The sequence below is a fragment of the Pedobacter ginsengisoli genome, assembly GCF_002736205.1.
GTDB lineage: Bacteria > Bacteroidota > Bacteroidia > Sphingobacteriales > Sphingobacteriaceae > Pedobacter > Pedobacter ginsengisoli_A.
The window spans coordinates 2,080,878-2,100,350 of sequence record NZ_CP024091.1 but is presented as its reverse complement, the minus strand read 5'-3'; the positions used below and the strand labels follow the sequence as shown (position 1 = coordinate 2,100,350).

Genomic DNA, 19,473 nt, shown 5'->3' with positions numbered 1-19,473 from the left:
AATAACAATATTTGCAATGTTGTTTAATAACTTTTATATGCTGTGCCCGGACCTGGTTAAAGCTGAAGATTAATGTGTTTATTTAACGTAGAAATGCTAGTGTTTGGCCTTTAGGGAGTTCTTTGGCACTATATTGCAAGCTCAGGTCATGACCTGCATTGTCTTTTTCAAGTTTCAATAGCTCTTTAACTGATATTACCATACTTAAATCAGAACCTGTAGCATCGGCAAATATCCAATTTTTAAGAACATTCCCTTTTTCATCTTTTAATACAATGTTTCTGTCAGTACCGGCTCCTTTTACGGTGCAATGTATGTATTTGATGCGTAACTGATCTTTGTCATTTGCTTTTTCTAGTTTCAATACTCTTAGGCTCAAGGGTTGGTTTACAGATTGCTTTAAGATGAGTGCGTTGTTCAGGTAAATTTCGTAACTGTCCAGTCCAAATTTTGTAGTGAAACCAAATGTGGTAAAGGACAATGTAATCAGCGTAAATATCTTAATAAACGCGTGATTGAATGTTGTAATTTTCATGGTGCAATTTTTTAGATTAAAATACTTGACTTTTTGTGATAACAATATTAATAGAAAAGGACAACCAGTTAAAAAATAGTAGACCAGTAAACAAAAAAGTAGACGAACATCTACTTTTTAGACCGTTCGTCGAAATAATTTTGCAGGCTTAACACTTTTAAGTTCCTTTAATATATAATATGTAATTATGGACTTTCTGGATAAGCAGATTAAATTGCCATTTTCGAAAAGGACACTCACTGTAAAATATGTCCTGATACATAGTGCCTATTGGCTACTGATTACGGGATTCTTTATATATGAGAAAAGATATCTTATATACAAGGCCAGTATGCCTTACTTTGTAGCTTGTGTAACTGTGCGGATTGCTTTGCTAATTGTAATAGCTTATCTTAATCTCCATTATTTTTTGCCAAAATATCTGTTAAAGAAACGTTATTTTACTTATTCTATAGCAGTTGTAACATCAGTAATTGGTTATTTAATTGCCCAAAGCCTGTTCGATTTTTATCTCTATGGGTACGTTATTGGCCCCATGCGCAATAGCCGTTTAATTGAAAGTTTATCCTATAACTTTTTTAGTACGCTTTGGTATCTGGGCTTGATGCTGGCGCTTAAATTAAGTATGGACTGGTATAGCCAGCAGCTCATAATTCAGAAAATTACGGTTGAAAAGCTGAATGCCGAAGTTAATTTTCTTCGGACCCAGGTAAACCCACATTTCCTATTTAATATATTAAACAATTTGTATGCATTAACGCTTAAAAAATCGGAACAGGCGCCAGATGTGGTGCTTAAGCTATCGGAAATGATGGAGTACATGTTGTATGATAGCACTGATGCCAAGGTGCTATTAGAAAAAGAGGTTGATTATTTAAGTAATTACATTGAACTGGAACGGCTTAGATTTAGTGCTGAATCTGCAATTTCATTAAATGTTAACATAAATGCAAAGAGGCATGAAATTGCACCCTTGCTATTATTGCCTTTAGTAGAAAATGCTTTTAAACATGGACTTGGCAGGCAAACAGGAGATGGATGGCTCAATGTCTATATTTCACTAAACAATGCAATATTAACTGTTGTTATTGAGAATTCGAAACCTGAATTTTCAATTAGTAAAAGTAAAGGCGGGATAGGACTTGATAATTTAAGGAAACGTCTGGATCTGCTTTATCCGGCCAAATATGACCTGAAGCTTGAAGATAAGAAAGAAGTTTATAGTGCCAGACTGGAAATTGAGTTGTAACTAAATTGACTGAAGTTGGAAACAATGCTTAAAATTGTTGTAGTAGATGATGAGCCACTTGCGCTCGAAATATTGGATGGATATCTAAAACGCTTCAATAATGTACATCCAGCATCTCTGTTTACCAATACGCGTAGTGCATTGCAATTTTTACAAAATAACCAGGCTGATATACTATTGCTTGATATTGAAATGCCGGAAATGACTGGTATTGAGTTTTTAAAAGAATTACAAGATCCACCACTTACTATTTTTACAACTGCATACCGTGATTACGCTTTTGAGGGTTATGAAATGGGGGTGATTGATTTTTTATTGAAACCAATATCCTTTAACAGGTTTAAGCAGGCAATTGAAAAGATAACTGAGCTCCTGGCTTTAAAGGCCCATAATGTAAATATTGAGGATAATCCTATATCCGAAGAAACTGATTTTATTTTTGTTAAAAGTGGTGTACAGCGTATAAAGCTCTATTTTGATGACGTTACGCACATTCAAGGACTAAAGGATTATGCAATAATTTATACTCATTCAGGAAAAATTTTATTGAAAGGTTCAATTAAAGCTATGCTCGATATTTTTCCAGACAATCGCTTTATTAGGGTGCATAAATCCTTCATCGTGTCCATTAAGAAAATTACACGTTTAGCAAGAAACCGTATTGTATTGGATGATCATCAAATTCCTATAGGGCGAAGCTTTAAAGATAATCTGCCCTTAAACCTTCCCAAAATATTTGGAAGTTAATTTTATGTTATATATATTGTAGATACATTTATAGCGAAGTAATCAATCGCTAGTTGTGTCTAAACCAAGTATAACTGTAAAAAATAGCTTTTCAGTATGAAACGACCAATATCCTTATTGTATAGTATGTATTTACATGTATATAATAATGCCCCTCTAATATCCCTTAAATCCCTATATTATGCATTATTATTTAAATCACCTGAGGTTAAAACTAATCTTTGTGGAGGTCAATTATTTGCCTCCATGACTAAATTGTTTTAGCTATCCAACTATTCCAGGGTTACCTGGGCATTCTAACAACTAAAACTAAATTCTAAAACTACAATTATGATGAAAAGAATAATTTATTCGGTCATATTTTCCATGCTGTCCTTTCATGCGATGGCGCAGCTAAAAATTATTGGCAAAGTTAGTGACGCTAAGGACAATAGTCCACTGCCGGGTGTGAGTATACAGGTAAAAGGAACTACACTTGCTACCTCTGCTGATGCCAGCGGGAATTACGGCATTGAAGTAAAAGGAGAGAATGATATTTTGATATTTTCCTATACTGGTTACACTACTCAGGAAGTTAAAGTAGGTGCCAGAAAAACAATCAATATTCAATTAACTGAATCCTCCAGTGGCCTAAATGAGGTTGTGGTAATTGGCTATGGTACTGTTAAGAAATCGGACCTTACAGGTGCCGTAGTTACAGTTAAGGGCGAGCAATTAATGGATAAGCCAGTTGCCAATATATCCCAGGCTTTACAGGGTAAAGTTACCGGTGTTGAAGTTAGCGTAAACAGTACTGCTCCAGGTGCCGCAGCAAAGGTAAGGATAAGGGGTATTGGTTCAATTAACTCAAATATAGATCCGTTGTATGTAATTGATGGGGTAGTGGGTGTAGATCCAAACTCTGTTAACCCTCTGGATGTAGCCTCGCTTGAGGTATTAAAAGATGCTTCATCAACTGCTATTTATGGATCAAGAGGTGCAAATGGTGTAATCATGATTACCACAAAGCGTGGGAAAAAGGGTGATGCTACAATCTCGTATGAAAATAACATGAACATAAGTGAGCTTTCCAGGCATTTACCTACATTAAACTCTGAACAGTTTGTTAAAGTATATAATGAGTCATTTGCAAATGGCCAGAAATTTGATCCCTTAGGTGCAGTCTGGACACCTCCTGTAGCATTAAATCATGCAAATTTTCCATTGTTATTTGATACAAATGACAAACCTATTTATGATACAAACTGGGAGAAAGAGACTTATAAACCTGCTTTCTCGCAAAGTCATCAATTAAACATTCAGGGAGGTAACGAAAAATCAGTTTACAGTTTGTCTTTGGGCTATCTGGACCAGAATGGTCTGGCGCCAACCTCAGCTTTTAAGCGTTATTCTGTTAAAATGACAATGGATAACGACCTTAAAGACTGGCTAAAAGTAGGCGGAAATATAAATCTGATCAGAAGTTCACAGCGCTTGGTAACTGATGGAAATGGAAGCTTAAACGTACCACGTGCAGTAACAGAGGAAGTTCCAATTGTTCCTGTAAAATATCCTGATGGAACATGGGCAGGGAATTTTGACATTGCTGGATTAGAAGGTGCGCCAAATCCGGTTCATATTGCTAATGAGCGGTATACTATTAATAATAACATGCAGATGTTGGGAAATGTGTATGCCGTATTACATTTTACCAAGGACCTCGATTTTAAAACTGATTTTGGATATAATTTAAGCGGGCAGAAGAATAACTTTTATTCTTCATTGAATTTACCGCATTTATCACAAGATCAGGGTGGGGTAGCTAATATTAATTCTTACTTGAACTATTACTGGCAAACTGAAAATTACTTAACCTGGAATAAGCAGATAAATGACAAGCAAAGGCTAACTGCATTACTTGGGGTATCTTTTCAGCGAACAGGTTATGAGAGAGTTAGGTCAGAAACTCAATCATTTATTGACGATATATTCCAATGGCATTATCAACAAGCCGGATCAGTTAAAAGTGCCAATGAATCTCAGGATGATCAGTCATCTTTGGCTTCTTTCTACGCACGTCTTACTTATAACATAGATGAGAAGTATTTATTTACTGCAACGGGTCGTTATGATGGGTCTTCGCGATTTGGGAAAAACAATAAATATGCATTTTTCCCCTCTGTAGGCGCTGCATGGCGTATTTCGCAAGAAGATTTTTTAAAGGATAATAAGTCAATTTCTAATTTAAAAATCAGGGCAAGTTATGGTACGTCAGGTAACCAGGAAATAGGACAAGGTCGTTCTCTTGCGCAAATTCAGCCAAATACAACTGTTTTAAATAGTGCAGCTCAATCTACATTGCTTCCAAGCTATATTGGTAACGCGGATCTAAAATGGGAAAGATCAATCCAGGCAGATGGAGGGTTGGAGTTAGGATTATTTGATGATCGTATTAATCTAACTGCCGATTATTACAATAGGGTAACCAAAGATCTTTTACTTCAAACCCCAATACCATGGTCGGCCGGACAAGTAAATGCCAATGTTTACAAAAACGTCGGTTCAGTAAGAAACTCAGGAATTGAGTTAAGCTTAAATACGGTCAATGTTAGAAATGAAGACTTTGAGTGGTCAACAACTTTTCTGTTCACAGCCAATAAGAATAAAGTGTTAAAACTGAATGATGGTAATGCTGATATCTTCCCCGGACCGAACTTTCTGGGACAAAATTTTGTAATCAGAGTAGGTGAACCTATCGGATCTTTTTATGGAATGACACGTTTAGGTACATATAGCGAATCTGAAAGTGCGGAAGCAGCAAAACATAATTTAAAGCCTGGTGATAGAAAATACATCTATAATCCGGATGGTAGTAATTATTACAGTATTATAGGTCAGGCTTATCCAAAATGGACAGGGAATTTCAGCAGTAATTTTAAGTATAAGAACTGGGATTTTGCATTTGATATCCGAGTTGTTCAAGGCGTAAATACAGCGGCTAACTTTAAACACTCTGTTGAAGACAGACAAACACTTTCTAATAGTTTGGCAACTGTTTTAAATGCATGGACACCAACAAATCAAAATACCTCTGTTTCGCAGGTTCGTAATTACAGATTTGCTCAGGATTCTCATTTTGATACCTGGTGGGTTGAAGATGGTTCATTTATACGCGGCCAAAACTTTATGTTAGGCTATAGTTTACCGGCAGCAACAGTAAGTAAATTACACCTTAGTCGTTTACGGGTTTATGCAAGTGTTCAGAACCTATTTCTCATTACAAAGTATACAGGATATGACCCTGAGGTTGACACGTTTAATTCAGGTTATGGCTCTAATTCAGCATTTTCTCAAAATTTAGATTTCTTTTCTAATCCTCGTCCGCGTATATGGAATCTTGGCTTACAGGTATCATTCTAAAATTTACTCATATGAAAACGATAAAAAATATAATATTGGTAGCATGTATACTGCTTACATGCTCGTGCAAAAAGTTTCTGGAAGAAAAACCGACGTATTTTCTTACACCTGAATCAGATTTATCTAGCGAAAAGGTAGCCCGGGGGTTTGCAAATGCAGGTTATCAAAATTTACAGGGATTGTTGGCTGGCCAACCGTCGTCTTATGGGGGCAATACATGGAACCTGATGGAGTTTGTGACTGGCAAAGCAAATAGTGATCTGGGACAAACCGGCTTCATTAATTTTTCCAATCTGTCTTACAATGCAACCTCATTTTATTTTGATACCTGGTGGAGACAACTTTACCTTGGTGTTGGTGCTTGTAATCTGGCGCTTGAAAAAATACCAGCCATTAATGCTCCTGGTTTAACTGATGAAGAGAAAACTAATATGCTGGCCGAAGTACGTACACTAAGGGCATTGTACTATTTTTACCTGGTACGCATGTATGGTGCTGTTCCAAAAGTAACGGAAACACCCAAAGACCTTAACCTGAATTTCCCGCGTACAGCAGCAAAGGAGATATACGACAGTATTATTATTCCCGATTTGCTGGAAGCAGAGAAATCGACACTTGCATGGAAAGATGCGACAGGATTGGTATCTATGGGGGCGGTAAAATCAATCCTTGCCGATGTATATTTAACTTATGCTGGTGCAGCCATAAACGGTGGAAACCAATTTTATGCTGAATCGGCCAAACGTTCCTTAGACGTTATAGAAAAAGGTGGTTATACTTTATTTCCGGAGTATACAGATATGATTAAACCTGCAAATAAAAATACAGGGGAATTTATTTTTCAGGTACAATATGCTGCATCAGTCCCTTCAAATAATCCGCTTACACCATTAACCATTCCTAATTTTTCGAACATTTCTAAATATTCTGATGAATACGGCTCTGTTTACCCAACACCTCAATTCATTCAATCGTTCCCGGCAGGTGATAAAAGGGTTGCTGAAAGACAGTTTTTTTACAGGAGTTATCCAAATATAAAAACAGGTGCAACGGTTACTTTCAGACAAGCTTATATTTATAAATGGTTCGACACCGATGCAGTATTGAACACGGTAAAATCAGATCTTAACTTTACGATATACCGTTTGGCGGATGTAGAATTAATGTATGCGGAAGCCTCTAACAGGGCCGATGGAGGACCAAATTCCAAAGCCATTGGCTATGTAAACGCCATTAGGGCCAGGGCAAAACTTGCTCCTATAGGGTCATTGCCTCAAGCGGCATTTGAACAAGAAGTTTGGCTGCAACGAAATTTTGAGCTTTGCTTTGAAAATAAAATGTGGTTTGATATGGTCAGAACAAGGAAAGTACATAATGATGTAACAGGAAACTGGGATAATTTTGTTGGCCACAAAACTACTTTTGGGGCTACCTTTGCAGAAAAACAATTGTTATTTCCGGTACCTCAGCAGGAAATTAATGTTAATCCTAATTTACTGCCAAATAATACTGGTTTTTAAAGTAATATAACTAGTGAGGCTGTCCTTTTGGACAGCCTCACTATATTACATATGTGGAATTGTAATCTGAATTACAGTGCCCTCTCCAGGTCTGCTGTTAATCTCAAATTCACCCTTATAATATTTTATTCTTTTTTCTATGTTCTCCAGTCCAAATCCTTTAGATATATGATTTAAATCAAACCCTTTACCATTATCACTAAACTGAAAAACATAGACGTCGGGGTATCCATAAAGTTCTAAAATAACCGAACTGGCATTTCCGTGTTTCAATGCATTATTTATAATCTCTAAAGCAATCAGGTAAAGATCATAGATCCAGACATTTTCTATTTTCTCAGGAAAATCATAAGTAAATAAATCAATTTTTGCACCAATAAGACCCGTATTTAAGCTAACAACCTGGCTGTTTAAACTCGAAATCAAGGCGCCTTCATCTAAAGATTTAGGTAAGATCTGGTGGGATATTTCTCTGATATCACTTGCCAATACTTTAATGTTTTTCTCCGCCAATGCTATGTTCTTTAGCTGTATCATTTGAAGAATATAAGCAAGCTTACTTCCAAAGTTATCATGAATGATATTTGCAATAGACCTTCGTTCTCTGATCTGTACCTGAGTAATTGCCTGCAGAGATCTCTCTTTTTCAATCGTAATCTCTTTAACAAGTTTATTGTTTGTCTGAAAAGTATCTATATAGTTTTTGGTTAATATATAACCAAAAAACAGGGTCTCATATAATGAGATATATACCAGCCAGTCGGTGTTAATGCTAACTGGTATCAGTCCGAAGAAATTTAAGATAACACAAGTACCCCACACCATTTGTGGTAAAAAGGAAAGGAGAATATAGATGGCAATAGGTCTGTTTATCCTTAAATGCAATATTGTACTCCACAATATGACAACTAACCCAATCAGGAAATTCAAATAGCCGAGCAACATTGGGAGCTTTAAGCCATCATACTTACCCAGGTATAGTTGTATTATAGTAACCACAATTAAACAAAGATTTAATGAATACACCCCTAGAATAATCCGGTATTTTACAGGCTCAAACTTTCTAAGGTTTAAGTAATGCGAAAGAAAGGAAGTTAATGCCATAATCCAAAAGCAGGATGAGTAGATTCTGCCTTCGCTATAATATAGAAACTCTGGAAACAGGAGTTGTTTTGCGTAATTGGTAGAAATTAAAATATAGATTATGCTTAAAATTGAATAAAGGATATAAAACAGGAACAGCTTTTTCTTTGAGATAAGCAGCAAGATCGTATTGAAAAGAATAAGTAAAAAAACAATGCCGATAAAGAATGAAACTACAGAGATCATTAAATTTGATTTTTCGGACAGCTCATTACTGTCGGCAAGATGATAAGAGAAATCCAGTTTCGAAATTTGCTTTTTTATCTTTACGTAGAATATTCTTTCCTTACCGCGGTCTAAACTGATAGGGAATGCAAGCGTGTGCAGGAAGGCACTCCTATAAGAGGTCCGGTCGCCCAATATTTTCAATACTTTTTCCCCTTCATAAATTACCAGGCTGTCTAAATGGTAATTATCAAAGCATAACCAACTATTTGTAATTACAACAGGGCCCGTATTTCTTATTTTAAAATAGCACCAAACCGATGCATTTTTGTTATAACCGATATCAATTTCCTGATTGGCAACAAATGATTTAAAGCTTTTTGATTTAATCGTTTTTATGTTGCAGGTAGAAGAACTGTCGATAACATACTTCGAATCTATTTCTAATTTACCCTGACCAAGGGCAAATGTACTGGCAGTAACAAATAGTAAACTAAGAAAACAAGTTATTTTCATTTGCAAACTTAATCAAAGAAGCACTATTGCCAATCTCCAGTTTCCTGTGTATGTTTCGTCGGTGGGTGTCTACAGTAGTTTTACTGATAAATAATTCACCGGCAATTTCTTTACTGCTTTTTCCTGCAATAATTAACCTGATAATGTGCTTTTCCTGGGCAGAAAGCTTAAATTTACCGGCAACAGTTACATCTATTTCCTGAAATAAATTGTTGAATCTTTTAACTGCTTTGTTAGTATAGAACGGTGCATTTACTGGCATTTCTATTACTTCAATAAGTTCTTTGGCCTCAGTTTCCTTTTTTAAAAAAGCATTAATGCCTGCTTTTTCAGCTTTCTGTATCAGGAAATCTTCATAATACGCAGTTAGAATTATGATCTTTGTATTGTTCAGATCCTTTTTAAGCTCATAGATTAACACAAATCCATCTATATTATCGATGTTAAGGTCGCATATGAAAATATCTGCATCATGTTTTTGTAAATGACTTTTACAGGATTCTGAATCCTTAAAGCTTATAATATCATATTCATTTGCAGATTTTTTTAACAACTCAGTTAATCCACTCGAAAACAGAATATGATCATCACATATAACAATCTTTTTCACCAGCGATAGCATTAATTTCAATGCTAATATAATAAAAATCTATGGCCGGCCACGGTCATCAATTTTTATTGATAATCCTGCGTTTAAGATAAGGCTTTTTGAATTATTATAGAATTAGCGCATTAATGCATGATCTTTCTAGCTATCAGTTGAGTTTTTATCCTGATTTGTTTTGATGAGATATGTACGCTAGATTTCAATTGATAAATATATTATAATTATCAGTGTTACTATTTGGACTTAATCTAAATAAGTCTATATTTGCAGCATAAAAAATGCCACACGGTTCGGACCCGTGTGGCTAACCGGTCAAGCCGGCTCACCTTTAATCGTAGTTAAAAGTCATGCAAATTAAGAAATTTTTGCTATTGGGTATACTCTGTACCTATGTTATTTTTTCGAAAGCCCAAACAACATCTTCGAGTGTTAGCGGGCAACTCAAAAGCAGCTCAGGAGAACCTGTATATGCTGCTACCATAAAGCTTCTAAAATCCTCTTATGGAGCTATATCAGACCAAAACGGATTTTATAAAGTCACTAACGTTAAACCTGGAGATTATATTGTTGAGATTCGTGCAGTTGGTTTTAAGTCTCAAAAAAAATCAATTAAAATAGGCAATGGCGAAGATGTAAAGTTGAATTTGAGTATTGATGAAGACGTGAATGAGATGGAGACCGTCAATGTAATTGGTCGGACCAAGGCTCAGGAAGTAAACAGACAGGCTTTTAACGTTACTGCCATCGATGCTAAAAAGCTTTATAATACAACACTTGATATTTCAGGTGCACTTGATAGAGTTGCAGGTGTAAGGGTACGCGAAACAGGAGGAGTTGGCTCGAATTTTAATTTATCTATCAATGGTTTTTCAGGAAGCCATATCCGTTATTTCATTGATGGGATTCCGATGGATAATTTTGGATCGTCTTTTCAGATCAATAACATTCCAATAAATATTGCCGACCGCGTAGAGGTATATAAAGGCGTTGTGCCTATGTGGCTGGGATCGGATGCTTTAGGGGGTGCGGTGAACATTGTGACCAGCGACCGTCAAAAAAATTACCTGGATGCTTCTTATTCTTACGGAAGCTTTAATACACACCGGACTGTTATTAATACTGCAGCTACTACCAAAAGTGGCTTAACTGTACAATTGAGCACGTTCCAAAACTATTCTGATAATGATTATAAAATGAAATTAGGTACCCGCAACACCGGGGTAATAGGTAAAGATGTTTGGCTAAAAAGATTTAACGATACATACCATAATGAAACTGTGATTGCTAATGTTGGGCTAGTAGATAAATCTTTTGCTGATAAGTTGTTATTTGGGATTACCCTTGGACAAAATTACAAGGAGATACAGACGGGTGCGCGTCCGGAAGCCAAATTCGGGCAGTTACACAGACGTGGAAACATTATCATGCCTACCTTGAAGTACAAGAAAACTGATTTAATTAAAGGACTTGACGTAACGATTAACGCGAACTATAATCTTGGTTATGAGAAAACAATAGATACCGCAAAGGCTACTTACGATTGGTATGGTGTGCGTACACCTAAGGCAACTATTGGTGAAAGAGAGGGACAACTTTCAAAATTCAAAAATAACAATGGTCTTGCAACTACAATGTTAAGCTACAAAATCAGTGATCACCAGTCGATTGCAGTAAACAATGTGTTTTCTACATTCGATCGTAAGACCAATAATTTGCTAAACCCTGCCAATGATGTCAATGATCCACCTAAAAAAACGAATAAAAATATATTGGGCTTAGGATATAGCTATGATGTACATGACAGATGGAGTGCCAATTTTTTTGGAAAGTACATTACCCAGAATAATGTGATTGGAAAATCGGCAAATGCTGAGGCCACTATAAATAAATTGGGTTACGGACTTGCCTTAGCTTACTATTTTACCCCAAATCTGCAAATAAAGAGCTCTTATGAATTGACAAACCGGATGCCGGAGGCCAATGAAATATTTGGAGACCTGGAAAATCAGGAGGCGAATCCGGCACTGAAACCGGAGCGCAGTGATAACATGAACCTTGGAGTGATATATGGCTTCAATCTAAACAAAGTGCATAATTTCTCGATTTCTGCCAATGGGGTATACAGATATTCGGCTGATTTTATCTATAACCGCCTAAATAATAATCAAACTAAAACTGTTGCCGACAACCGGGAAGGTGTAAACACCTGGGGTGGTGATGCAGATATCAGATACTCTTACAAAAATTGGTTAAGTGCAGGAACTACAGTTACTTATCAATTGCTTAGGAATCAGGAAAAATACGCCACTGATCCGCAAACCGGAAAGAAATTTACTAAGGTAAGTGATGTTTATCTGGATCAAATGCCAAATATCCCTTATTTATTCGGAAATGCAGATGTATCAGTTTCATTAAAAAATGTAGGAGCAAAGGGTAATAACCTTACTATAGGTTACAACTTGCTTTATGTTCATTCATTTTGGTTGTATTGGCCTTCGTATGGAAACAGCAGTAGTACCACCAGTGGAGATAAATACGTGGTTCCTGAGCAGCTTGCGCACGATTTAAACTTTGTTTACAGTATGAAAAATGGAAGGTATAATGTTTCGTTTGAAGCTAGAAACATCACTGATAAACCATTGTTCGACAACTTCAGCTTACAAAAACCAGGTCGTGGTTTTTATATGAACCTCAGATATTTCATTAATAAAACACAATAATCAATAATAATTTAATAATAACAACAGATATGAAAACAACAATTACCAAAACGCTTTCAGTATTGGCGTTTGCTGCAGTCCTAAGTTCTTGTTCTAAAAAAGATAAAGAGGTAGTTCCTGAAAACCCGGGCAATTTTGTTATTGCTGTAACTCCGGTTGCATCTACCGGTGTGGCCGATTACCTGGTTACTTCTAGCAGTTTAGATACCGGAAAAGTTTCTATTCTTGGTAACGGTACGGAACAAGATGGTACCTATCGTTATTACGTAACTTCTAATAACAAGTTTTTCAGTATGCTATATGGTCAGGGAAATCCTGGTGCCGTAACTACATACAATATTGTAGGCGGAAAACTGAATAAGGTAAACGATTTTGTATCTGCAACTGTTCAGGCTTTTGCACCGGTAAATGATGATATCCTTATGGCTAAATTACCAAGAACAATTGCTGCAACTGGCACTACATTAGGCAGCTGGTATATAGTAAATACCAATTCTGCCAAACAGACATCTGAAGGTACTTTTGACGCTGTTCAGCCTACTGGCAATGGCGAAATTGCTCACTTTAGCTGGATTAAACAAGTTGGAAATAAGGTTTGGGCGCCTTTCTTCGGAATCAAAAACAATTCTTTCAGTACTGAATATCCGGATTATGCAGGTATTGCAGTGTATTCTTATCCTGAAATGAAGTATGAAAAGACCATTAAAGATACCAGAACCAGTTTTATAGGAAGATATTTTACTGATGGTTTGGGCGTGGTAGAAAATGGTGATGTTTATGCTTTCTCTTCTTCTGTAGCGGTTAACAGCGGTACTCTGACGTCTACCAAACCGTCTGCTATTACTCGTATTAAAGCTGGTGCTACTGAATTTGATCAGTCTTATTTTCTGAATTTTGAGGAGGCATCAAATGGTAATGTAATCACTAACTGGTTATATATCGGAGGAAATAAGTTTATAGCACATGTTGAACCCAAAGCCACCAGAGGAGCATATAAAGCAGGTATTCGTTTAGCGATAGTAAATGTGGTTGATAAGACAGTAACTGCCGTAACCGGTCTTCCTGAGGTTTCTACCATTGTAGGCCTTACTACCAATAACTATACACCTAAAGACGGAAGATATGGTTATTTCGGTGTGAACTTATTAGATGGTTCTACATGGGTATATAAAGTAGATGCTAACAACGCCACTGCTACCAAAGGTTTGGAAGTAAAAGGCGGAAAAATTACCGCTATTCAGCATTTACAATAATTAGAGTTTTTCTTAATACCAATAAACACAATTAAAGACCTTGCAATTAAAACAATGATAACCGGAAATAGAACCTCAACCCCCAAAAAGAAGAACAAGGATTCTCTTTTTAACAGGATTAATAAATGGCTGCATTTATGGCTTGGCCTTGTTTCGGGAATTATTGTTTTAATTGTTTGTGTTACAGCATGTATCTGGGTATTTAATGAAGAGATTACCGGACTGCTTGAACCTGAAACTAAAGTTGAAAAGCAAGACAGGCCAGTAATTACGCCTTCGCAACTTAGTGCAATTGCAGCAAATCTGTATCCTGATAAGGTGCCTGCTTATGCTACCTATCAACAGGGAAGGGCAATTAATTTAAATCTAAAGTCGCCTAAAGAAGAAGGTAGAAGAGGTGGAGGCACTTCTCTTAAAATAAATCCATATACAGGTGAGGTAATTAGCAAAAAGGTTCATAAAAAAGGAGAAACAGATTTTTTTCGATTTATCCTTAATGGTCACCGTTTTCTATGGATGCCATACGAAATTGGCCGACCAATTGTAAACTATGGTACAATGGTGTTTGTTGTATTGCTCATCACCGGATTGATTTGGTGGTATCCAAAGAAATGGAACAAATCTACCCGCGACAAGAGTTTTAAAATAAAATGGGGTGCATCGTTTAAAAGGGTAAACCTTGACCTGCATAATGTACTTGGGTTTTATTCCCTGTTGTTCCTTTTGGCTATTGCGCTTACCGGGATGGTATATGGAATTCAATGGTATAGTAATGGTTTGTATTGGGTTACGTCTGGTGGTGATAAGTTAAAGGAATTTAAGAGGTTGGAATCGGATTCTTTACAGGTAAACAAGCATTATACCCCTCAGCAGGCAATGGATATTGCATGGAATAAAGTTCTTGCCAAGCATCCTAAATCGGAGGGTTTTTATTATAATTTTCCAGATACATCAAAGGCTAAGGCAACAATAGGCATTACTGTATATCCAAATAAAGGTCAATTTTACAATAGTCAGGGATATACCTTTGATCAGCATACTTTAAAAGAACTGAAACGGGAAGATGTTTATGCAACCTCGTATGCATCATCGTCATTTGGGGGAAAACTTCGTAAAATGAATTATGATATTCACGTGGGTAGTATTTTAGGCTTTCCGGGTAAAGTGCTGGCATTTCTTTCTTCTTTAATTGGTGCAAGTTTACCAATTACAGGGTTCCTGATCTGGTACGGCCGCAAGTTCAAAAAGAAAAAGGGGAAAACTGATGCCGGGTCAACAGATGCCTCAAAGTTTACGGATAAACCAGTGATGAAGCCCAGGTTAAAGGTAATTAGTAAAGACCAAGAGCCGGTATTGGCAGCCAATTCTGCTTTGCCTCAATAAAATATTCCCTTAAATCTTAATATTAAAAATAATGAAAAAATTAACTTTTTTAGCGCTGACTTTAGTATTCAGCTTTGTAACGACTAGTATTTTTGCTCATGCCCTGTGGATAGAAACAGCCGCATCTGGTAAAGTAGGACAGAAACAATCTGTAAAGGTATTTTACGGCGAGTACGTAGCCAATGAGCGTGATAGTGTGAGCAAATGGTATTCTGATGTTAAGGAATTTTCGTTATGGGTGATAGGGCCAGATCAAAAGAAAACCCAATTGACACTAAACCCCGGAACAAATCATTTTGAGGCTGTTTTTACTCCTGATCAGAATGGTGCGTATACTGTGTTGGTAAGTCATGAAGCAAGGGAACTTGGTGGAACCACTAAGTATCATTTCTTATCTAGTGCGGATGTTATTGTAGGAAAAGCATCAGTAGCAGCAACTCAAAATTCAAATGTATTAAAATTGCATGTTGATGGTGTTTTGCTCGCAAAACCTAATAAATCACTACAATTGAAGGCTTTTCTTAATGATGCTGCAGCAAAAGGAAAGACGATATCAGTATTTTCTCCTAATGGTTGGGCAAAAGAACTAACCACTGATGATAATGGCGTAGCAGAATTTACGCCGCTATGGAAAGGTCGGTACGTAGTTGAAGTGAGTGATGTGGATAAGAATCCTGGTCAGCACCATGGCAAGGACTACAAAGCAACCTGGAAAGGTGCAACTTACAGCTTCGAGATTAATTAAAATCTATTTATATTTTTTTTCAGCCTGTTAATGTAAAATCAAAGTTTTTACATTAACAGGCTGTTTTTGTTTGTTCAAAATATCATTTTTAGGGGTATATTTTTTATTTAAAAACAAAATCAGAGAAGCACTCCTGATGCAGACCCACCTTTTAAACAGGCAGCAGGTATTAACATAGAGTTTGCGAAATAATACAACTTTACTGCTTATTAAAGCTGTAAACAATGCAATCAATCCTAAAGTCCCAATCTGCAGTTGCAGAATCGGAAACTCTTAATTTTAATGCGCTCCCTAATTTCTGTACAACCGCACTACATAAAGGGCAATCCCGAAAATTCAGGATAAAGGAAGGAGAAGTTCTCCTTCAATCTATAAGTCACTATTTAGCGCATATTGAGTTGTTTGAGTATTCGCTAAAACAGGATGCTAATATTCAGTTTTTAATAAAAGAAGATTCTTTTATTATGTACGTTGTGCAACATAAAAATGCATGCTTCTTATGCTATCGTCCCGCTGGTGAGTACTATGAAATTGTGCCTTGTGGAGTACATAAGATTTTAGTAATTACTTTCAAACCTAATTGGTTGATGTATAAGGCTAAAAAGCTGACCACAATAAAACCTCTCATAAACTATTACAATCAGTCAGATAGCAGATATGTCAATCTGCCATGCGTCGGTATATCCGAGAGCATTTTTAATTTGCTTATCAAGATGGATGATAAAACCAATGACTTGGATGATGAAATCTATGCTTTTATAAATGGTTGTATTAACAAATATTATAAGCGACTTATTGCCGGAAACAATACACATATTTATTATCAGAAAAAAGCTGATGCAATTGCTGAATTTGTGAAAAAGAATTTTGCCACTGAACTGGTAGATAACCTATCAGACCTTGCAGCAAGGTTTATGATGTCCGAACGGAATTTTACGCGCTTAGCAAAAATGGCATTTGGCATACCGCTACATGCACAGATCATTAAAATCAGGATGTATTATGGGGTAAACTATCTTCTTACTACTAACAAGCCCATTCATGAAATAGCTGAACTGGTTGGTTACAGAGATCCGCATTATTTTAGCAGTGCTTTTAAAAAATGCTTTGGCGTATCACCTAAATTTTTGGTTAATGTGTGAATTTCGGCCATGCAATCTCTTGGTTATTTTGGCAGTTTTTTATATTTTTTTTAAAATATAGGAACCTCATTTTTGGATCATTAAAACTGCTATTATTTATCATACAATGGAAACGAAATTTTATTTATCGCCCAAAATGCGAATTATCATGGCTGATGTGATTGCTTATTTAATTCTTGCCTTATTTATGTATACTGCAGCGAGCAAATTATTTGGCATCAAGTCATTCTCGTCAACATTGGCTAAATCTCCATTAATTGGAGGATACAGCAAATTGGTTGCATGGGGAATTCCAATAACTGAAATGGTTATAGGGATTTTGCTGATCCTGGCTCCACTTAGAAAATTGGGTTTATATGCTTCATTTGGACTTATGATTCTATTTACAGTGTATCTTTTGTATATGGTTTATTCAGGTAATAAATTACCCTGCCATTGTGGGGGAGTGATCAGTACAATGACCTGGCAACAGCATATCTGGTTTAATCTAGGCTTTGTGTTACTGGCTTTTACAGGAATTTACATTTATAAAAAATAAAGATTTTACGCGCGTGAAACAGGTAATTGCTGTAACCTGTTAAAATAAATACAGCTTCATTTCAATTAAAATTTTAAAAATGAATAACATTAAAAAAGCGGCACTGGGTGTATTGGTTGCCGGTATTGCATTTGGTTTCAGTGCATTTACTACAATTAAAAGTGGTCCGATTATTACATATTATAAGGTAGGCACAACATATCCTCTTCCTACTGATCCCAGAGGATATATTTATTATTCCGGCGATAGGTGTGAAGTTGGCGGTGAGGTGTGTTCAGCACAATGGGATATTGGAACCAATGCACCCCCAACTGGTGACGGAACACTATTGCCAACTACTGGCATATCATTTGTCGCTGGGTCTGTAACTACAGGTCGTTTCGAATAGTAAATAAGTTATGGGGGTGCTACCTACCCCTGTTAACTATTTTATCATCTATCATTTTGCTGAATTCCACTTAGCTTCAATTCCATTTCGTCTATTGGAAAAACATATTTTTTATCGTTTGGAGGAAGTGTGTATATCTGATTGTTTAATGTTCTTGTCAAGGTGGTAGCAAACCTGTTATCCTTATTTAATCGTCTGAGATCTTGCCATCTAAGTCCACGGAATATTAATTCTTTTCTTCTCTCTTTTAATATAAAAGTTAGAACCTGTTCAGCATTGTCTGCATTAAGTTCCTTGTAGCTAAAGTTCCATCTGGTTTTTAAAAGATGGTTCAAATCTGCCAGTGCAGTAGTAATATTGCCAATTCTGGCATTGCATTCTGCACGGATTAGGTAAAGCTCATCCGTAGCTAAACCGCCAAATAAGTTCTTGTCATTGGCATAGCTACCTTTGTAGGTTGTTCTGCCATTAGGATTGTCTTTAAAGAAAACCTTACGGCGATAATCTCCCTGGGAATATGAATCAAGCAATGCTGGTTCAACAATTAATCTGGAAGCATTAAAAATCCCGTAACTAAAAGTGCTATGGAATATTACTTCCGGATTAAATCTTTGGATCGGGTAGGAGACATCCGGGTTCAAAGCTGAATAGTCCATAAGTTCGGATTGGATTTGAAGAGCCGAGTCAGTATAAAGTTTTGCCTGGCTGTAATTTTCCATAGCCAGATAAGTTCTGGCCAACAAAGCAAAAACCGCCTGTTTAGATGGTCTGGTTTTAAACAAAGGCTTGGTGCCCAACAGAGGTGCAGCTGATTTTAAATCAACAATAATCTGGTCATAAGTTTGCTGAAGCGTAGCGCGTTGCAGTTGTATATTCACATTGTAATCCAGTCTTAAGGGTAAACCTAATTCTGATCTTGCAGTATTTTGTTCATAGCTTTTACAATATTCCTGAGCAAGATTAAAAAAATCAAATGAGCGAAAAAACAACGCACTCCCTGTTATATTGTTCCATTCATTTTGTTTTGTAGAAGGAACCCTTATCTTTCTAATGCCATTTAGAATAACATTAGAGTTTAATATTCTTCTATAAGAATTTACCCAATCGAAACTCGGTTCGTTATTATAAAACTTAGGTGTTTCCTCCCAGATGTAAGCTGCTTTTTCCTGAGTGTTAAAGAGCGATTGCCAGGAAGTATAGAGAATATAGAAATCGCCAGAAGCAATTTCAGCTAAACCACCGGTTTGGGAATTATTAAAAGTCTGACCGGTATTGTCAAGTAGGGCCTGATAATCTTGAAGGGTATTTGGAACAATTAATGAATCATCGGGATTCGCTTCCAACCACCCTTTTTTACACGAAGCTAAAGAAGCTATCAAAATTATAGTAATAGGCAGAATTATTTTCTTTGTTTTCATCTCAA

The 19,473-nt window shown here is 36.4% G+C and carries 15 protein-coding genes; 11 read left to right on the top strand and 4 right to left on the bottom strand.

The features are described 5' to 3' along the window. Nucleotides 1-82: 82 nt before the first annotated feature. The gene (locus tag CPT03_RS08615) at nt 83-535 is read right to left on the bottom strand and encodes a hypothetical protein (protein WP_099438474.1); all 453 of its coding nucleotides are present in this window, start codon (nt 533-535) and stop codon (nt 83-85) included. A 187-nt stretch (nt 536-722) separates the two neighbouring features. Between CPT03_RS08615 and CPT03_RS08610 the strand changes: the two genes are divergently transcribed. The 4 genes from CPT03_RS08610 (at nt 723) to CPT03_RS08595 (ending at nt 7,450) form a co-directional block, all read left to right on the top strand. Further along, on the top strand, nt 723-1,784 hold the full coding sequence (locus CPT03_RS08610) for a sensor histidine kinase (protein WP_099438473.1): 1,062 nt from the start codon (nt 723-725) through the stop codon (nt 1,782-1,784). Nucleotides 1,785-1,808: 24 nt separating this feature from the next. Further along, nucleotides 1,809-2,531 (top strand): LytR/AlgR family response regulator transcription factor, encoded by a 723-nt coding sequence (locus CPT03_RS08605; RefSeq protein ID WP_099438472.1) that lies wholly within the window; start codon nt 1,809-1,811, stop codon nt 2,529-2,531. A 330-nt stretch (nt 2,532-2,861) separates the two neighbouring features. Next, entirely contained in the window at nt 2,862-5,930 is a 3,069-nt protein-coding gene (locus CPT03_RS08600; RefSeq protein ID WP_099438471.1) for a SusC/RagA family TonB-linked outer membrane protein, read from the top strand. 11 nt (nt 5,931-5,941) lie between these two features. Beyond that, the gene (locus CPT03_RS08595; RefSeq protein WP_099441052.1) at nt 5,942-7,450 is read left to right on the top strand and encodes a RagB/SusD family nutrient uptake outer membrane protein; all 1,509 of its coding nucleotides are present in this window, start codon (nt 5,942-5,944) and stop codon (nt 7,448-7,450) included. 45 nt (nt 7,451-7,495) lie between these two features. Here CPT03_RS08595 and CPT03_RS08590 read toward each other — a convergent pair whose 3' ends face one another. Beyond that, entirely contained in the window at nt 7,496-9,274 is a 1,779-nt protein-coding gene (locus tag CPT03_RS08590) for a 7TM diverse intracellular signaling domain-containing protein (RefSeq protein ID WP_099438470.1), read from the bottom strand. Next, nucleotides 9,252-9,884, bottom strand: coding sequence for a response regulator (locus CPT03_RS08585; protein ID WP_172954152.1), 633 nt, complete (start codon nt 9,882-9,884; stop codon nt 9,252-9,254). Before CPT03_RS08585 ends, CPT03_RS08590 begins: the two co-directional genes overlap by 23 nt. Nucleotides 9,885-10,228: 344 nt before the next feature. Here CPT03_RS08585 and CPT03_RS08580 point away from each other — a divergent pair, with 344 nt between their 5' ends. The 7 genes from CPT03_RS08580 (at nt 10,229) to CPT03_RS08545 (ending at nt 18,050) form a co-directional block, all read left to right on the top strand. Then, nucleotides 10,229-12,601 carry a TonB-dependent receptor gene (locus CPT03_RS08580; RefSeq protein ID WP_099438468.1) on the top strand — a complete coding sequence of 791 codons (2,373 nt, stop codon included), beginning with the start codon at nt 10,229-10,231 and terminating at the stop codon, nt 12,599-12,601. A gap of 29 nt (nt 12,602-12,630) precedes the next feature. Next, nucleotides 12,631-13,854: a DUF4374 domain-containing protein gene (locus CPT03_RS08575; protein ID WP_099438467.1), complete on the top strand. Its 1,224-nt coding sequence runs from the start codon at nt 12,631-12,633 to the stop codon at nt 13,852-13,854. Between the two features lie 54 nt (nt 13,855-13,908). Then, entirely contained in the window at nt 13,909-15,237 is a 1,329-nt protein-coding gene (locus CPT03_RS08570) for a PepSY-associated TM helix domain-containing protein (RefSeq protein WP_099438466.1), read from the top strand. Nucleotides 15,238-15,268: 31 nt separating this feature from the next. Continuing rightward, a complete protein-coding gene (locus CPT03_RS08565; protein ID WP_099438465.1) occupies nt 15,269-15,982 on the top strand; it encodes a DUF4198 domain-containing protein in 714 nt (237 codons plus the stop codon). Nucleotides 15,983-16,206: 224 nt separating this feature from the next. Further along, nucleotides 16,207-17,124 carry an AraC family transcriptional regulator gene (locus CPT03_RS08555; protein ID WP_099438463.1) on the top strand — a complete coding sequence of 306 codons (918 nt, stop codon included), beginning with the start codon at nt 16,207-16,209 and terminating at the stop codon, nt 17,122-17,124. Nucleotides 17,125-17,230: 106 nt separating this feature from the next. Further along, on the top strand, nt 17,231-17,662 hold the full coding sequence (locus CPT03_RS08550) for a MauE/DoxX family redox-associated membrane protein (RefSeq protein WP_099438462.1): 432 nt from the start codon (nt 17,231-17,233) through the stop codon (nt 17,660-17,662). A gap of 79 nt (nt 17,663-17,741) precedes the next feature. Next, on the top strand, nt 17,742-18,050 hold the full coding sequence (locus CPT03_RS08545; RefSeq protein ID WP_099438461.1) for a hypothetical protein: 309 nt from the start codon (nt 17,742-17,744) through the stop codon (nt 18,048-18,050). Between the two features lie 44 nt (nt 18,051-18,094). On the opposite strand, the gene CPT03_RS08540 is transcribed toward CPT03_RS08545, so the two are convergent. Then, a complete protein-coding gene (locus CPT03_RS08540) occupies nt 18,095-19,468 on the bottom strand; it encodes a RagB/SusD family nutrient uptake outer membrane protein (protein WP_099438460.1) in 1,374 nt (457 codons plus the stop codon). Between the last annotated feature and the right edge of the window lie 5 nt (nt 19,469-19,473).

What these genes read in the sequence shown, in the direction of transcription:
- CPT03_RS08575 (WP_099438467.1), top strand. Translation starts at nt 12,631, where the DNA reads ATGAAAACAACAATTACCAAAACGCTTTCAGTATTGGCGTTTGCTGCA.
- CPT03_RS08605 (WP_099438472.1), top strand. Translation starts at nt 1,809, where the DNA reads ATGCTTAAAATTGTTGTAGTAGATGATGAGCCACTTGCGCTCGAAATA.
- CPT03_RS08610 (WP_099438473.1), top strand. Translation starts at nt 723, where the DNA reads ATGGACTTTCTGGATAAGCAGATTAAATTGCCATTTTCGAAAAGGACA.
- CPT03_RS08615 (WP_099438474.1), bottom strand. Translation starts at nt 535, where the DNA reads ATGAAAATTACAACATTCAATCACGCGTTTATTAAGATATTTACGCTG.
- CPT03_RS08590 (WP_099438470.1), bottom strand. Translation starts at nt 9,274, where the DNA reads ATGAAAATAACTTGTTTTCTTAGTTTACTATTTGTTACTGCCAGTACA.
- CPT03_RS08570 (WP_099438466.1), top strand. Translation starts at nt 13,909, where the DNA reads ATGATAACCGGAAATAGAACCTCAACCCCCAAAAAGAAGAACAAGGAT.
- CPT03_RS08580 (WP_099438468.1), top strand. Translation starts at nt 10,229, where the DNA reads ATGCAAATTAAGAAATTTTTGCTATTGGGTATACTCTGTACCTATGTT.
- CPT03_RS08555 (WP_099438463.1), top strand. Translation starts at nt 16,207, where the DNA reads ATGCAATCAATCCTAAAGTCCCAATCTGCAGTTGCAGAATCGGAAACT.
- CPT03_RS08600 (WP_099438471.1), top strand. Translation starts at nt 2,862, where the DNA reads ATGATGAAAAGAATAATTTATTCGGTCATATTTTCCATGCTGTCCTTT.
- CPT03_RS08550 (WP_099438462.1), top strand. Translation starts at nt 17,231, where the DNA reads ATGGAAACGAAATTTTATTTATCGCCCAAAATGCGAATTATCATGGCT.
- CPT03_RS08540 (WP_099438460.1), bottom strand. Translation starts at nt 19,468, where the DNA reads ATGAAAACAAAGAAAATAATTCTGCCTATTACTATAATTTTGATAGCT.
- CPT03_RS08595 (WP_099441052.1), top strand. Translation starts at nt 5,942, where the DNA reads ATGAAAACGATAAAAAATATAATATTGGTAGCATGTATACTGCTTACA.
- CPT03_RS08565 (WP_099438465.1), top strand. Translation starts at nt 15,269, where the DNA reads ATGAAAAAATTAACTTTTTTAGCGCTGACTTTAGTATTCAGCTTTGTA.
- CPT03_RS08545 (WP_099438461.1), top strand. Translation starts at nt 17,742, where the DNA reads ATGAATAACATTAAAAAAGCGGCACTGGGTGTATTGGTTGCCGGTATT.